Here is a 15,809-nt window from a genome sequence, read left to right on the forward strand (position 1 = left end):
TAAAAACGAACGCAGGAAAACGACGGTGTTTCCGCGCGCGCGGTCGCCTAGCCGGTTCATCCGCGAAAAACCCCTAGCGCTCAGGCATCACCGTTTCGCGCGCATCCATCGCCCTGGACCATTCCAGCAGCGCGGCCGCCGGCAAGGCCTCGGAGAACAGAAAGCCCTGAAGCTCGTCGCAGCCGATTCCGCGCAACGTATCCGCCTGATGCTCGCTTTCGACGCCCTCGGCCACCACGCGCAAGCCGAGCTCGTGTCCCAGATCGATGATCGCCTTGACGATCGCGAGATCCGCGGGCGCATCGAGCATGTCGTGCACGAACTTGCGGTCGATCTTCAGCCGGTCCAACGGGAAGCGGTTCAAGTAGCTCAGGCTCGAATAGCCGGTGCCGAAGTCATCGAGAGAGAGCTTCACGCCGAGCGCGCGAATCGCGCGAATCGCGGACACGTAACTTTCGGCGCTGTCCATCAGCACCGTTTCGGTGATCTCCAGTTCGAGGCAATGCGGCGGCACGCGATGCGTCGCCAGGCTGCGCGCGAGCGTGCCGATGAGTTGCGGGTCGCCGAGCTGGATCGCCGAGACATTGACGGACGCGGCGAGCGCGAGGCCGTCGTGCTCGCGCCAGGCGGCGACCTGCCGGCACGCTTCGTCGATCACCCACGCGCCAATGGAAATGATGAGCCGAGTCTCCTCCGCCACGGGGATGAACTGCGTCGGCATCACCTTGCCGAGCAGCGCGCTGTCCCAGCGCAACAGCCCTTCGACGCTCGTCAGCATGCCCGTGCGCGCATCGAGGCACGGCTGCCACGCGAGCCTCAGTTCGCGCCGCTCCACCGCCGTGCGCAGACACACTTCGAGCGAGAGCCGGTGCCGGGCGTGCTCCGCCATGTCCGCCGAGAAGAACTTGACGAGATTGCGCCCCGCGGCCTTCGCCTGATACATCGCCGCGTCGGCGTTCTGCATGAGCGTGTCGATGTCCGCGCCGTCATCGGGATAGAGCGCGACGCCCACGCTGCACGACACCTGCAAGGTCATGCCGGCGACGTCGTGGGGTTGCCGCAACAGCGCGACGAGACGTTGATCGATGGTGCGCATCACATCGCTCGCGTTGCTCACGTCGTTCAGGATCACGGTGAATTCGTCGCCGCCGAGACGGCTGACCGTGTCCTTGCTGCGCACCGCCTGAAGCAGACGCCGCGACACCGAGCGCAGCAGGCCGTCGCCGACATGGTGGCCGAGCGAATCGTTGATGTTCTTGAAGCGGTCGAGATCGATGAACAGCACGGCGACACGCTTGCCAGCGCGTTGCGCCTGCGCGATCGACACTTCGAGGCGCGTGCCGAACAACGCGCGGTTGGGCAGTTCCGTGAGCACGTCGTGCTCCGCGAGAAACTGGATGCGCGCCTCGCTCTTCTTGCGGTCGGTGATGTCGATCAGCGTGCAGATGTAATGCGACACGCTGCTGCGCTTGTCGCGCACGGTGCTGACCATGAGCCACGCGGGATAGCCGCCACCCTCGCGCCGCCGCACCTCCGCCTCGCCGTTCCATGTGCCGCTGCGCTCGATGCGATCGACGAGCCGCGCGACGATGCCGCGCTCGTCGCCTTGCGCATCCGCGACGATGAAGCCGGGCGTTTTGCCGACGACATCGTCGCTGCGAAAGCCCGTCGCGCGGTAGAAGGACGGATTGGCGGTGACGAGACGGGCGTCGGCATCGAGGATCACGATCGCTTCCGACGACGCTTCGAACACCCTGCCCCACAACTCCAGACGCTGCTCCATCAGCTTGATCTGGTTGATCGGCGTGAAGGCCGTGAGAATCGCATCGCGGCCCTGAAAGTCGAGGCGGCGCGCGGACAGCATCGCCCAGGTCGGCTGCGCGGTCGCTTTCCAGTGAACCTCGAATTCGTCGATGGCCTCGCGGTCGGACAACTGCTGGAAAAAGCGCGCACGCGTCGACGAATCCAGTCCGAAGGCCCACGGATCGGTCGCGCAGCCGTTGAGCCAGAAGAGGCCCGGCTGATTCGCATGCAGCACTTCATGGCCCGGGATCGCGGTGACGACCATCGGCACCGGCGTCGCCTCGACGAGCGCGTATTGCGCCGCCGATGCGCGCGTCGTGGCCGCGAGCTCCTTCTGCACGTCGCGTTCGTGATCGAGCTGAGCGAGCATCTCGTTGAAGCCGCGCACGAGTTGCCCGATCTCGTCCTGGCTGTGCCAGACCGCTCGCTGCGAGTGATCGCCCGTGCGCCGGACGAGGTCCATCACGCGCGCGAGCTTGCGCAACGGCGACGAGATCTGCTGCGCGACGCAATAGACCATCGCGAGAATGCCGCACAACAGGAAGAGCGCGGTGCCGAGATGCAGCCACATCCGCGAAAACAGCCCTTCGACACGCGCATGCAGCAGTTCGTCGAGATGCTCGCCCGTCAGGCCCCAGCTCACGCTCGCGCTGGCGACGAGCGCCTGTTGCGCCGTATCGACGACGGACAGCGCCGCGGCATCGGGCGCGCCCTCGCCATCCACGACGATGCGCGCGGCATGACGAAACGCCTCGACGGCCGTGCGCATGCGCGCCACCGAAGGCGCCAGCGACGTTTCCAGCTCGTGATTCGCCGCGCCCGCTTCCGAGAAATCGGAGCGCAAGCCCTGCATGACCGCATCGAGCTGACCTTCGAGCACGAGATAGCGCGTGCGCACTTCCTCGCGCGAGCGCGCCGTGCTGAGGCCCTCGTGCAGATGTCTGCCGATATCGTTGGCCGCATCGAGCAGGGCCGGATAGCGCAGGATCGACTGGGACATCGCGTAGTAGCTGTCGAGGTCGGGGTCGAGAATCAGGTTCGACTGGTTCCCGATGCGCGTGATGAGCTCGCGGCACACGTCGAGCGCGGCCGTCGTCGTGGCCGCATTCGGCCGCGTTTCGCGCGACAGCGCATCGAGCGCGTCGCGCAAGTCGCGATTGAGCGCGGCGCTCTTCATGTGCTCGCCGTATTGCGCTTCGTCCTTCGCAAGACCGGCGATGGTCGCCTGCCAGTTCTCGCGCGACCGATGCTGCCCCGCTCCCGCGAGCGCGACATCGATCAGCGCGTTCTTCACGCCATGCACATACGCGTTGCCGACGATCTCCTTGTTCGAGAAGTCGATGGCGAGATATTTCTCGTGAATCAGGATGCCGCTGATATAGATCACCGCGCTCAGATCGAGCAGGTAGATGAGCAGCAACTTGTGGCCGACTCTCAGCCGCGCGAGCAGCCCGAAAAAGATGTTGCGCTTCATGAACCGTATTCCTCCGCCCGAGACACGGTCCTCGCGCCGATGCATGACGCGGCGCGACCGGCGGCCGGATCGAAGGTGACGCACCAGGAAGGTCCCATGCATGGTCGGCGCGCCGGCTGAAGGTCGAGCCGGACCGATATGCCGTGCTAACGGCCAGCCTTTATGCAACTTTAGTTTTCGATTGATTTTCCCTATTTGAGTGCTTGATTGCTCGTTCGCGGTGCGCGAGCGGCGACGCCATGCACCAGCGGATCGCGCATTCGACGGCGCGCGCCGGGCTCAGAACTCCCGCAAGGTCAGCTCGACGTGCTTCAGCCTGCGCACGATGCGTTCGACGAATTCGCCCGTCACGTGCGGCAATGCGCGCTGATTCGGAATGATGATGCCGACGGTCAGCTCGTTGACGTTCTCGTCGTCGATCGGCCGCCACACGACATCGCCGCGCGACAGTTCGTCGAGGAACGCGAGCTTCGAAAAGAACGAGATGCCGCGCCCCGACGCGATCAGGCGCTTGAGCAGCGTCGTCGAGTTGCAGGTCACGCTCGGTTGCAGCAATTCCCAGAACGCCGGGAAGTCGGTGCTCGTGACGCCCTGAATCGGCGAGCGGCCTTCGAGGCGCAGAAACGCGTGATGCTGGCACTCGTCGAACGTGATGCGCTCCTTCTTCGCGAGCGGATGCGACGACGCCATCACGACGCCAGGCGGCAACGGCACTTCGGTCACGACATCGAGCCCGGCGGGCAGCTTCGTGATGTAGGTGATGCCGACGTCGTACTCGCCGCTCAGCACGCGCGGCGGGACGTCGTGCGGCGGCACGGCGGCGATCGAGTACGTGACCGCCGGATAGGCGTCCGAAAACTCCTCGACCGTCGCGGGCAGGAAATCGACGAACAGCGAATCCATCGCCACCACGGAGACGTGGCCCTTGCGCTCGCCCTTCAGCTCGTCGAGCTCGCTGCGCATCAGGTGGAAGTCGTTCAGCGTGCCGCGAATGTGCTGCAAGACGCGCTCGCCGGCGGCATTCAGGCGGATGCCGTTGGGCAGGCGGTCGAACAGCTCGGTGCCCATCTCGGATTCGAGCTTGAGTATCTGCCGGTTCACCGCGCTCGACGCGACATAGAGATTCTGCGCGGCCTTGCGGATCGATCCGCACCGCGCGACCTCGACGAAATACCTCAAAACGTTCGCGTGCATCGCCCGCCCTCAGTCGATCACCCGCACCGGCCACGACGCGACCACGGGATGATCGAAGGCTACCTTGCCGACGTCCGACGCGCCACCCGGCGAGCCGAGCGCGCTCACCTCCGCGCCGAAGAACGCGCGATTCACCGCCGCGAACGCCGCTTGCGCATGCGGCAGCTCCTCTTCGTGATAGATCGCCTCGGTCGGGCACACCGACACGCACACGCCGCAGTTGATGCATTCCTCCGGATGAATATAAAGCGTGCGCCCGCCTTCGTAGATGCAATCAACCGGACAGCACTGCACGCAGGCGCCGTCCTTCACATCGATGCAGGGCGACCCGATCACGTAGGCCATCAGCGTCCCCTCCAGTGCGGCTTGCGCTTTTCCTGGAAGGCGCGCACGCCTTCGTGCGCGTCCTCGGATTGCAGCGCGCTGACGAGCGCGGGCAGCCGCAGCGCCTGCGCCTCGCTCGCGGACAGCGTCGCGGTGCGCCGCACGACCTGCTTGATCGCCTGCACCGAGAGCGGCGCGCACGCCAGCACGCCTTCGACCCAGCGCTCGACGGCCGCGTCCAGCCCGGCGCGCGGCACGACCTCGTTGACGAGGCCCATCGCGAGCGCTTCGGTTGCGGTGACGCGGCGGCCGGTCATGAGCATCGCCATCGCCTGCCGGTATGGAATCTGCCGCTGCAGCAGCGTCATGCCGCCATCGAGCGGCATGCGGCCGACGAGCGCTTCGGGCAGACCGAAGCTCGCGTCCTCGCACGCGATCACGAGATCGCAGCCGAGCACCATCTCGAAGCCGCCGCCGAGCGCGTAGCCGTTGACGCGGGCGATCACCGGCACGTTCAGCGTCTCGCGCAGCGCGATGCCGCCGAAGCCGCCGGGACGCGGCGCGGCCCAGTATTCGAGGCCGCTCATCGACGGATTCTTCAGATCGGCGCCGACGCAGAACGCGCGCTCGCCCTCGCCCGTCAGAACGACGACGCGCACGTCGCGATTCTGTTCGAGCTCGGCCCAGATGCGCTGCAGTTCGGCTTCGGTTTGCAGATCGACCGCATTGAGCGCTTCGGGCCGCGCGAGCGTGACCGTGGCGACGTGCCGATCGATGACGAGGCGCACGCTCATACGGCCTCCGTGGTCGTCACGCCGCGCAGTTGCTCGAGCACTTCGGCGGTGTGCTGACCGAGGCGCGGCGGCGCGCGGCGCAGCGCGACCGGCGCGTTCGACAGCTCGATCGGGCTGCCGATCAGGCGCACCGGCTGCCCTTCTCCGTCGCCCTCCAGCACGAGCCGGTTGTGCAGCGTCTGCGGATCGACGAGCGCCTCGCGCAGATCGCGCACCGGCGCGCACAGCAGATCCTGTTCTTCGAGCCGCGCGAGCCAGTACTCGCGGCTGTTGCTCGCGAAGCGCTCGCGGAAGGTGCGCTGCAGCTCGGCCTTGTGCGCGAACTGCTGGTTCAGGTTGCAGAAGCGCGGATCCGTCGACATGTCCTCGATCTGCAAGGCCGCGCAGATGTCGCGCAGCGGGTTCGCCTTGAATGCGCCGACCAGCACGAGCGGGCCGGTCGTCGTGTCGAATACGCCGGAGAGCGGCATCGCGGCCCAGTTCACTTCGGAGTCGGCCATCATGATCATCGCGGCTTCCTGCATCTGCATCGCGAGCATCGAGTTGTAGAGCGACACGTTGACCTTCTGGCCCTCGCCCGTCCGTTCGCGATGCAGGAGCGCGAGCAGGATGCCCTGCACCATGTGCATGCCCGCCGAGTAATCCGCCAGCGCAGTCGGATAGACCGAGACCGGCAGCGACTCGTCGGCGCGGCGCGCCATCACGCCGGTCATCGCCTGCGCGAGCACGTCCTGTCCGCCCTTGTGCGCATACGGGCCGGTCTCGCCGAAGCCCGTGCCGACCGCATAGACGATGCGCGGATTGAGCGCGCGGCAATCGTCGTAGCCGAGCCCGAGCCGATCCATCACGCCCGCGCGGAAGTTGCTCACGACGACATCGGCCTGCGCGATCAGCGCCTTCAGCGCCTCCATCTGCGATGCATCGCGCAGATCGAGCGCGACGCTGCGCTTGTTGCGATTCAGGCTGCAGAAGATCGGGTTGTCCGCGCCCGCGACCGGTTCGAACGTCGAGCGGCTCAGATCGCCCGCGCCGTGCCGCTCGACCTTGACGACATCCGCGCCGTAGTCGGCGAGCATCTGCGTGCAGACGGGGCCCATCATCACCTGCGTGAGGTCGATCACGCGCACGCCCGCCAGGGGCATATTGGCTTGCTTCATCGTTTTCTCCGCGTGACTCATGCTGCTTCCCTCGCATCGATGTGCACGGCGAGCGGCGGAACGTCCGCGTTGCGTCCGCTCTGGTCGCCCGGGTCCGCGCCCTGCGCGCGCAGCGTCTTCTGCAGCGCGGGCACGTCGACATCGCGCACTGTCACGCCCGCGTTCAGCGCGAGCGCCGCCGCGACGCCCGCCGCCTCGCCCATCGCCATGCAGGGCGGAATTTCGCGCGACATCTTCTGCGCCTGCGAGGTGGCCGAGTAATGACGGCCCGCGACGAGCAGATTGTCGATCTCCTTCGGCAGCAGCACCCGATACGGCATGTAGTAGTCGCGGCCGCGCGCGATGCTGTCGGCAAAGCGCGTGCGCTGCGCGAGGTCTTCCTTCGTCATCACGTATTCGCCTTGCAGCAGGCGCGTCTGACGCACGCCGGTCTGCGGCGCGACATCGATCACGTAGCAGTTCTCGAAGCCCGGCAGCTTCTCGCGCGCGAACTCCACGACCGCGTGAATGTGCTTGCGGCCCTGCATTTCCGCGCGCGTGAGGTCTTCGGGCTTGAGGCCGTCGAGACCGGCCATGTGCGGACAGTTGCACCACACGACGCCCGGCAGCGGCGTCTTGAGCCACCAGTAGCCCCACGAGCCGCCGAGAATCCGCTTGATCTGGCGATCGAGGACCGCGAAAGCTTCCGGCTCCTGCTCCTCGAAGCGCTCGGCCGCCTCCGTGTCGACGCCGCCCAGGCGGAACACCGTCGTCGTGATGTAGCTGCCGCCGACATGCGGCACGCCCGCCGACGCCGCGACATCGAGATCGCCGGTCGCGTCGATGACGACATCGGCGAGAATCGCTTCGCGCCCGCTCTTGGTCTCGCAGATCACGCCCTTGACCTTGCCGTCCTCGACCAGCGTGCGCGAGAACCACGAATGCAGCCGCAGTTCGATGCCGAGCGCTTCGACCATTTCGAGCGCGACGCGCTTCATCGCGTCGGGATCGAAGGCCGCCGCGAAGCAGACCGGGTGCGGGTTCTTCTGGCTATGGAAGTCGAAGGTGCCCCAGCGCCCCCATTTGCGATACGCAGCCGGGTCCTCGCCCCATTCGTCCGCGCGCGGAAAGTACGCGAGCTTGCGCGCCGCCATCCGTTCGATGAAGGTCATGCAGGTCCCGCGCACCGAGATCTCGTGCAGATGGTTGTCCCACATGTCGTCGAGCACCAGCACCATGCCGCCCGACGCGAGACCGCCGAGATGGTTGTAGCGTTCGAGCAGGATCACCTGTGCGCCGTTGCGCGCCGCCGCGAGCGCCGCCGACAGTCCCGCCGGGCCGCCGCCGACCACGACGACATTGGCTTGCGCAGCCACGCGCACGTCGCGTGCGGGTTCCTGAATCCAGTCGCTGATCATGTTCATTTCGTCTCCTGTCTGTGATGGATCGTGTCGCGTGCGTTCAGCGGGCGCCTTCCGGCTGCCACTTCACGAGCCAGCGCTCGAGCACCGCGATCACGAGGAAAAAGCAGCCCGAGAGCACGGCGCTCATGATGATCGCCGTGTAGAGCAGCGCCGAGTCGAAGGCATAGGTGGCCTGGATGATCATTGCGCCGATGCCTTCGGTCGCGCCGATCCACTCGCCCACCACCGCGCCGATCACCGACATCGACGCCGCGATGCGCAGCGCGGAAAAGAGATACGGCAGCGAGGCATAGAGGCGCAGCTTGAAGAAGATCTCGCGGCGGCTCGCCGAGAGCACGTGCATCAGTTCCATCGCCTGCGGGTTGACCGCTTCGAGACCGCGCACCATGTTCACGAGCGTCGGAAAGAAGCAGACGATGGCCGCGATCGTGATCTTCGGCTCCAGTCCGTTGCCCATGATGAGCACGAGGATCGGCGCCTTCGCGACCACCGGAATCGAGTTGATCATCACCGCGACCGGATAGAAGATGTCCTGCAGCGTCTTGTTGTGCACGAAGATCGTCGCGAGCACGATGGCCGCGAAGTTGCCGAGCAGAAAGCCGAGCGAGGCTTCGACGGCGGTCGGCACGAGGTTCTGCAGCAGGACGTCGCTCTTCGCGAAGAGCGTCTCGAACACGAGCGCGGGCGACGGCGCGATGAACGGCTTCACATGAAAGCCCGCGACGATCGCCCACCACGCGAACACGAGACTCGCGACGCCGAGCGCCGGCAGCATGCGTGCGCGCCACATCTGCTGGCGACGCCGCGCGCGCCACGCCTGCGACTCCTCGTCCGGCATGGCGGCCGGCACGTTCAGGTTCATTTCGGACGTAGCCATCAGCAAGTCTCCAGTACGCGCCGCAGGTGCGCGGTCAGTTCGACGAATTCGCGCGTCTCGCGAATATCGAGCGTGCGGTCCTCGGGCAAGTCCACCGGCACGATCTCCTTCACGCGGCCCGGATTCGCGGCGAGCATCAGCACGCGCTGGCCGAGGAACGCGGCTTCATAGATGCTGTGCGTGACGAAGAGCGTCGTGAGGCCCAGTTCCTTCCACACGCGGCGCAGCTCTTCGTTGAGGCGGTCGCGCGTGATTTCATCGAGTGCGCCGAAGGGCTCGTCCATCAGCAGCACCTTCGGGTCGCAGACGAGCGCGCGAGCGATCGCCACGCGCTGGCGCATGCCGCCCGACATCTCGTGCGGATACGCGTCCTCGCGTCCCTTCAGGCCGACGAGTTCCAGCAGCTCGCGCGGCGTCGCCCGTCCGGCGCGCGCCTTGCCTTGCGCGACTTCGAGCGGCAGCGCGACGTTTTCGATCGCCGTGCGCCACGGCAGGAGCGCCGCGTCCTGAAACACGAAGCCGATGTCGCGCCGCTCGCGCGCGGCCTGAGGCGCCGAGCCGAGCACGCTGATGCTGCCGCGGCTCGGCTTCACGAGATCGGCGACGACGCGCAGGAAGGTCGACTTGCCGCAGCCCGAGGGCCCGAGCAGAGTGAGGAACTCGCCTGCCGCGATATCGAGGCTCAGGCCTTCGATCGCGGTGACGCTGCGGCGGTCGGTGAAGAAGCGCACGTTGATGTCGCGGCAACTGACCGCGCAATCGACGTCTTGCGGCAACGCGAAGTGCGAGCTGGCCCGCTCCGCGCGCGGCGGATTCAAAGTTGCGGCATGCATGGGTCACACCTTCAGGCGAGAGGATTGAGTGGCCTTGAGGACGTCCATCGTCATGACGTCGTCGACTTTCGGCTGCGCGGCGCGGAACTGCCCGAGCTGGCCGTACATCGCGATCTGCTCTTCCCAGACGTGCGGGTCCATCGCGCCCCAGCCCTGGGTCTGCGTCGTCTGGTTGAATGCGTAGCTCATCAGCGAATCGATCGCGACGCGTTCGTCCGCGCGATTCAGGTTCGGATAGTCCTTCACCAGGAGATCGACGGCCTGATCGCGATTCTGGTTCGCATACATCCAGCCGCGCGCGGTGGCGCGCAAAAAGCCCTGCACGGTTTCGGGATGGTCTTTCAGCGTCGCCGTCGTCGCGTAGTACGGCAGCGCGTAGAGGCGCACGCCGGTGTCCCACAGACGCAGATCGACGCGGTCCGCACCGAGCGCCTTCAACGCCGACGTGTTGGTCTGCCAGCCGGTGACGGCATCGACCTGTCCGGCGACGAGCGGCATCATGTCCGCGCCGATCGGCACGATCTTCACCTGATTCTCGGGAATCTTGTTTTTGGCGAGCAGCGCGCGCAGCAGCACCATGCCGGTCGACTGAATGCCGATGCGCTTGCCGATCATGTCCTGCGCCGTGCGGATCGGTGCCTTCTTCAGCGAGAAGAACGTGTACGGATGCTGCTGCAGCCCGACCGCGATGCACTTGATCGGCAAGCCCTCCGAAACGGCCAGCATGATCGACGGGCTCGATGAAATCTCGCCCGTCTGAAAGCGCCCCGACGCGACAATCGCAACGCCGTCGATATTCGGGCCGCCCGGCTGGATATGAAAGTCGATGCCCTCCTGCTCGTAATAGCCGAGGCGCTTCGCCACCACCTCGCCGACCTGATTTCCGCCCGGCACCCAGCCGAGCTGCATGTTGACGGTCGTGAGACCGCCCGCGAACGCGCGCACCGACAGCAGGCCGCCGCCCGTCGCCAGCGCACCGGCGCCGAGCGCACGCAGCACGCGCCGCCGTCCCGCGTTTTCGATCATTGCCATCTTCGTCTCCGGTGTCTCGTGCATGAGAAAAAGCCCTCTGATGCGTGTCTTTCGTCTGATGGGTGATGCCGATGGAACCCATTGTCAGCAGCCAAAAGTGTCCCCGCATAGCATCATTTTTTGCGATGAGTGATGCCGAAATTAGCTCGGGGTGGGTTAACCCGGCGATGTGACACGCCAAAAAGGCGTACGCAATGTGTGCGGGCGCGGGCTTCGCGTGCGCTAAAAATTCGCTCGCTGGTGGCCAAATTCGGTGCTATCCGGCGTGTTTTTTGTTCCGCAAGAATTTGTCGCAACCGGGGCGAATCGCATCGGTCGATACATCCCGCGCGTCGGGCAGGACACTTTCAGAGCCGGACCGGGAGGCCAGCCGGTTTGCTTCGGCATCCTGATCGATTGCGACATCCCGTTCAAACTCAAATGACAGGAAAACCATGAAACGACGTTTGTTGATCCTCGCCGCGAGCGCGCTGTGCATAGAGAGCGCGTTCGCCCAGAGCAGCGTGACGCTTTATGGACTGGTTTCGACGGGCATCGTCTATGCGAACAATCAGCGCGGCGCGGACAAGCAGGGGCATTCGACCTGGCAATTCGCGAGCGGCCCGATGCAGACGCCGCGCTGGGGCATGAAAGGCGCCGAAGACCTGGGCGGCGGCGTCAAGGCGATCTTCACGCTGGAAAGCGGCTACAACATCGGCAACGGCACGATGTCGCAGGGCGGGCGCGAGTTCGGGCGGCAGGCGTTCGTCGGGTTGTCGTCGAATACGCTCGGCACGGTCACGTTCGGGCGTCAGTACGACGAGGCGGTGACGCTCTGCGTGTTCGAATCGGCATGCCAGTTCGCGGCCTACGGCGCGCATATCGGCGACAGCGACAACGTCTTCGATACCTTTCGCATCAACAACGCGGTTCAGTACAAGACCATCGACTACGGCGGCTTTCAGGCGGAAGCGCTATATGGCTTCTCGAACAAGGCAGGCGGTTTCTCCGACAACAACGCGTACAGCGCGGCGGCGCAGTACCGCAGAGGCCCGCTCACGCTCGGCGCGGCATTCCTGCTCGTCAACGATCCGAACGACGCGAACAACCCGAACGGCGCGGTGGTCGGCGACTACGGCTTCACGTCGCCCTTCGTGACCAATCCCGCGACGGGCGCGGGCGTGCGCCGGCAGATGATGTACGGCGCGGGCGGCGCCTATGCGTTCGGCACGGCGAGCGCATCGTTTCTCTATACGAACGCACGCTTCGATTACCTCGACGAATCGAGACTGACGCTGCAGAACTTCGAAGTCTCGCTGACGGATTACGTGATGCCCGACTTGCTGCTCGGCGCGGCGTATATCTACACGACGGGCCAGTACCATCCGCAGGATGCGACGCCCGCGTGGCATCAGGTGAATGCGGGGCTCAACTACTTCCTGAGCAAGCGCACCGACCTGTTCCTCGTCGGCATCTATCAGCATGCCGCGAAGGACGCCCCGTATGCGCAGATTTACAGCCTGTCGCCATCGACGACGAAGACGCAAGTCTCCGCGGTCGTCGGCATGAGGCACCGGTGGTAGCGCCGCCGGCGCATCGCGTCAGCGCTTCGCGTTGAGCCTGCGCCACAAGGTCGTCTTGCTGATGCCGAGCGCCTTGCAGACGGCGTCGCGGTCTCCGCCGAACGCCGCGAGCGACGCGCGAACCTGATCGGCTTCCACCGAGCGGCTCAGGTCGCGCAGCGACAGATCCCCGTTCGCGTCGGAATCGACTTCGAACAACTCGGGCGCGATCGCTTCCAGTTCATCGATGGTCAGCGCGACGGGCGCGTCCATGTCCGATATCTCCACCGCGATGCGCTCGACGATATTCTGCAACTCGCGCACATTGCCGGGCCACGGATATCGGCTCAGCGCCGGCCGGAGCGGCGCAAGCACGCGCGCCGCCGCTTCGCCGCCGGGCACGCGCAGCGCGAGCGCCTTGTCGCGCGTCGCGGCCTGCATCAGCAGCGCCGTCGCGAGAGGCAGGATGTCGCTCGCGCGCGCCCGCAACGGCGGCAACGCGACGCTCAGTATATTGATGCGATAGAAGAGATCGGCGCGAAACGATCCGTCGGCGACGCCTTCGGCGAGTGTGCGATGCGTCGCCGCGATCACGCGGATGTCGACGCGCGTCGGCTCCGTCGAGCCGAGACGGATGACTTCTCTTTCTTGCAGCACGCGCAAGAGGCGGCTTTGCAGCGACGGCGGCATCTCGCCGATTTCATCCAGGAACAAGGTGCCGCGATGCGCCGCCTCGATCAGGCCCGCCTTGCCGCCCTTGCGCGCGCCGGTGAAGGCGCCCTCTTCGTAGCCGAAGAGTTCGCTTTCCAGCAGCGCCTCGGGAAACGCGCCGCAGTTCATCGCGACGAACGGAAAGTCCTTGCGGCGGCTCAGGCGATGCATGCTTTGCGCGACCATTTCCTTGCCCGTGCCGCTTTCGCCGAGGATCAGCACGGTGGCGTCGGATTTCGCATAACGGCGCACGAGCGAGCGCACCCGTTCGATCGCTTCCGACTCGCCGATCACATCCTCCAGCCGATAACGCGCGACGAATTCCTGCGCGCCCTGCCGCGAGCGCAAGGTCCGGTCGAGCCGCTCGACCGCGCGCGATTCCTGGAACGTGAAGATCGTGCCGCCCGACACGCCGTCGCTCGCGAGCGGTCCGCGATGTATGGCGTAGCTCACGCCGCGCACGGCGCCGAACACGTCGCCGTCGGCGGCGGGCAGCACGCCATCGAGCTCGGGCGCGACCTCGAGCAGCGCCTGGCCGACGGCGCGCGATGCGTCCGCGATGCCGAGCGCCGTGGCCAGCCGGCGATTGATCGCTTCGATGCGCCCGAGCGCATCGACCGCGACGACGCCATCGCGCAAATGCTGCAGCAGGTTGTCGAGGCGATTACGCCGCGCGACTTCCCGGCGCATCGCCTGCGCGACTTCGAGCGCGGTCTCGAACGCGCCGACCACCGACGTGCGCGAATACAGGAACACCGCGCTCATGCCCGCATCCGCCGCGAGATCCGCGACGAGGCCGGGGCCGACCACGACATCGACGCCGCGATCGCGCAGATCCAGCACGAGGTTTTCCGCATCCTGCGCCGAGCGATACGACTCGCAGATCACGTCGATGCCGTAGGCCGCGAGAAACCGGCGTATTTCCGCGGGCGTGTCGCCGTGCGTGACGAGCGCGACGCTCGCGCCCTCGCGCCGCGCCTTGGTGAGCGCATGCATGACGTCGAAGCCGGTCGGGCTGATGACGACGACCGGCACCGACACGCGGCTCTTGAGATAGGCGCCGTTGGAGCCGCCCGCCACGACGACGTCCGGCCGGCCGTCGCGCGCGGACTCGATGCGGCTCGCGGCGTCCTCGTAGCCTAGCGGGACGACGTCGAGTTCGGCGCGGTCCGCATAAGCGCCGGCGAGATCGATGAACAAGTCTCTGAGCCGGCTGATGCCGACGGCCCAGATGCGCGGGCGGGACGCTGTTTCCGTTTGCATGGTCGTCTACCGTGGATGACACAGTGAAGCGCTTTCCAGTATGCAACACGCGTTTCAGGTTCGAAATATGAAATTTCAGGTGTGAAAAGCACGATGGTTAACTTCAATCTATTTATCTATAAAAATCAATATGTTATAAATTTTCTGCAAACTGGCAAGGTAGTTGCTTACTAAGGCGGACTTTCTCAGGAGACAAACGTGAGTAACGAAATCCAGTCCGCACAGACCGCAGGGGCGCGGTTCCGACAGGCTGTCCGGGAGGAATCCCCGCTGCAGGTCGTCGGCGCGATCACCGCCTACGCCGCGAAGATGGCCGAAGCCGTCGGTTTCAAGGCGCTCTATCTGTCGGGCGGCGGCGTGGCCGCGAATTCGCTCGGCATGCCGGACCTCGGCATCAGCACGATGGAAGACGTGCTGATCGACGCGCGCCGCATCACCGACGCGTCCTCCCTGCCGCTGATGGTCGATATCGACACCGGCTGGGGCGGCGCATTCAACATCGCGCGCACGGTCCGCTCGTTCATCAAGGCGGGCGTGGCGGCCGTGCACATGGAAGACCAGGTCGGCCAGAAGCGCTGCGGGCATCGGCCGGGCAAGGAAGTCGTGTCGACCGGCGAAATGGTCGATCGCGTGAAGGCCGCCGTCGATGCGCGCACCGACGAATCGTTCGTCATCATGGCGCGCACGGACGCGGCCGCCGCCGAAGGCATCGACGCGGCGATCGAGCGCGCGGTCGCGTATGTCGAAGCGGGCGCGGACATGATCTTTCCGGAAGCGATGAAATCGCTCGACGACTACCGCCGCTTCAAGGCCGCGGTGCGCGTGCCGATCCTCGCGAATCTGACCGAGTTCGGCTCGACGCCCCTCTTCACCGTCGACGAACTGAAGGACGCGAACGTCGACATCGCGCTGTATTGCTGCGGCGCGTATCGCGCGATGAACGCAGCGGCGCTCAACTTCTACGAGACCGTGAAGCGCGACGGCACGCAAAAGGCCGCCGTCGAAACCATGCAGTCCCGCGCCGATCTGTACAAATACCTCGGCTATCACGCCTACGAAGACAAGCTCGATCAGCTTTTTGCAGCACAGAAATAACTTTTGAAGGAGACGAATCGATGAGCGAAGCAGACAACAGCACCGCATCCGGCACGTTCAAGCCGAAGAAATCCGTTGCGCTGTCGGGCGTGACGGCAGGCAATACCGCGCTGTGCACGGTCGGCAAGACCGGCAACGACCTGCACTATCGCGGCTACGACATCCTCGATGTCGCGACCACCAGTGAGTTCGAAGAAATCGCGCATCTGCTCGTGCACGGCAAGCTGCCGAATGCCGCCGAACTGAAGGCCTACAAGACCAAGCTGAAGGCGCTGCGCGGATTGCCCGCGAACCTGAAGGCCGCCCTG

The 15,809-nt window shown here is 65.7% G+C and carries 13 protein-coding genes; 3 read left to right on the top strand and 10 right to left on the bottom strand.

The genetic code is table 11. From position 1 onward, the window contains the following. Window positions 1-73: 73 nt before the first annotated feature. The 9 genes from U4Y90_RS31920 to U4Y90_RS31960 all read right to left on the bottom strand — a co-directional run bounded on the left by U4Y90_RS31920 (window position 74) and on the right by U4Y90_RS31960 (window position 10,891). Entirely contained in the window at window positions 74-3,277 is a 3,204-nt protein-coding gene (locus U4Y90_RS31920; protein WP_321800714.1) for an EAL domain-containing protein, read from the bottom strand. A gap of 279 nt (window positions 3,278-3,556) precedes the next feature. Continuing rightward, window positions 3,557-4,471 (bottom strand): LysR family transcriptional regulator, encoded by a 915-nt coding sequence (locus tag U4Y90_RS31925; protein ID WP_321800715.1) that lies wholly within the window; start codon window positions 4,469-4,471, stop codon window positions 3,557-3,559. 9 nt (window positions 4,472-4,480) lie between these two features. Beyond that, on the bottom strand, window positions 4,481-4,816 hold the full coding sequence (gene fdxA / locus U4Y90_RS31930; protein ID WP_321800716.1) for a ferredoxin: 336 nt from the start codon (window positions 4,814-4,816) through the stop codon (window positions 4,481-4,483). Then, on the bottom strand, window positions 4,816-5,589 hold the full coding sequence (locus U4Y90_RS31935; protein WP_321800717.1) for an enoyl-CoA hydratase-related protein: 774 nt from the start codon (window positions 5,587-5,589) through the stop codon (window positions 4,816-4,818). The genes fdxA and U4Y90_RS31935 overlap by 1 nt, the downstream gene beginning before the upstream one ends. Further along, window positions 5,586-6,746: a CoA transferase gene (locus U4Y90_RS31940; protein ID WP_321800718.1), complete on the bottom strand. Its 1,161-nt coding sequence runs from the start codon at window positions 6,744-6,746 to the stop codon at window positions 5,586-5,588. Before U4Y90_RS31940 ends, U4Y90_RS31935 begins: the two co-directional genes overlap by 4 nt. A gap of 17 nt (window positions 6,747-6,763) precedes the next feature. Continuing rightward, on the bottom strand, window positions 6,764-8,149 hold the full coding sequence (locus U4Y90_RS31945; protein WP_321800719.1) for an FAD-dependent oxidoreductase: 1,386 nt from the start codon (window positions 8,147-8,149) through the stop codon (window positions 6,764-6,766). A gap of 37 nt (window positions 8,150-8,186) precedes the next feature. Next, on the bottom strand, window positions 8,187-9,026 hold the full coding sequence (locus U4Y90_RS31950; RefSeq protein WP_321800721.1) for an ABC transporter permease: 840 nt from the start codon (window positions 9,024-9,026) through the stop codon (window positions 8,187-8,189). Beyond that, window positions 9,026-9,859 (bottom strand): ABC transporter ATP-binding protein, encoded by an 834-nt coding sequence (locus U4Y90_RS31955; RefSeq protein ID WP_321800723.1) that lies wholly within the window; start codon window positions 9,857-9,859, stop codon window positions 9,026-9,028. Before U4Y90_RS31955 ends, U4Y90_RS31950 begins: the two co-directional genes overlap by 1 nt. 3 nt (window positions 9,860-9,862) lie before the next feature. Further along, window positions 9,863-10,891 carry an ABC transporter substrate-binding protein gene (locus tag U4Y90_RS31960; protein WP_321800724.1) on the bottom strand — a complete coding sequence of 343 codons (1,029 nt, stop codon included), beginning with the start codon at window positions 10,889-10,891 and terminating at the stop codon, window positions 9,863-9,865. Between the two features lie 434 nt (window positions 10,892-11,325). Here U4Y90_RS31960 and U4Y90_RS31965 point away from each other — a divergent pair, with 434 nt between their 5' ends. Continuing rightward, window positions 11,326-12,453 carry a porin gene (locus U4Y90_RS31965; protein WP_321800725.1) on the top strand — a complete coding sequence of 376 codons (1,128 nt, stop codon included), beginning with the start codon at window positions 11,326-11,328 and terminating at the stop codon, window positions 12,451-12,453. Between the two features lie 18 nt (window positions 12,454-12,471). Here U4Y90_RS31965 and prpR read toward each other — a convergent pair whose 3' ends face one another. After that, window positions 12,472-14,406: a propionate catabolism operon regulatory protein PrpR gene (prpR, locus tag U4Y90_RS31970; protein WP_321800726.1), complete on the bottom strand. Its 1,935-nt coding sequence runs from the start codon at window positions 14,404-14,406 to the stop codon at window positions 12,472-12,474. A 198-nt stretch (window positions 14,407-14,604) separates the two neighbouring features. Here prpR and prpB point away from each other — a divergent pair, with 198 nt between their 5' ends. Further along, window positions 14,605-15,501 carry a methylisocitrate lyase gene (gene prpB, locus U4Y90_RS31975; protein WP_321800728.1) on the top strand — a complete coding sequence of 299 codons (897 nt, stop codon included), beginning with the start codon at window positions 14,605-14,607 and terminating at the stop codon, window positions 15,499-15,501. A 20-nt stretch (window positions 15,502-15,521) separates the two neighbouring features. Next, window positions 15,522-15,809: citrate/2-methylcitrate synthase (locus U4Y90_RS31980; protein ID WP_321800730.1), on the top strand; the 288-nt coding region annotated here is incomplete at its 3' end.

The sequence above is a fragment of the Caballeronia sp. J97 genome, from assembly GCF_905220305.1.
Taxonomy (GTDB): domain Bacteria; phylum Pseudomonadota; class Gammaproteobacteria; order Burkholderiales; family Burkholderiaceae; genus Caballeronia.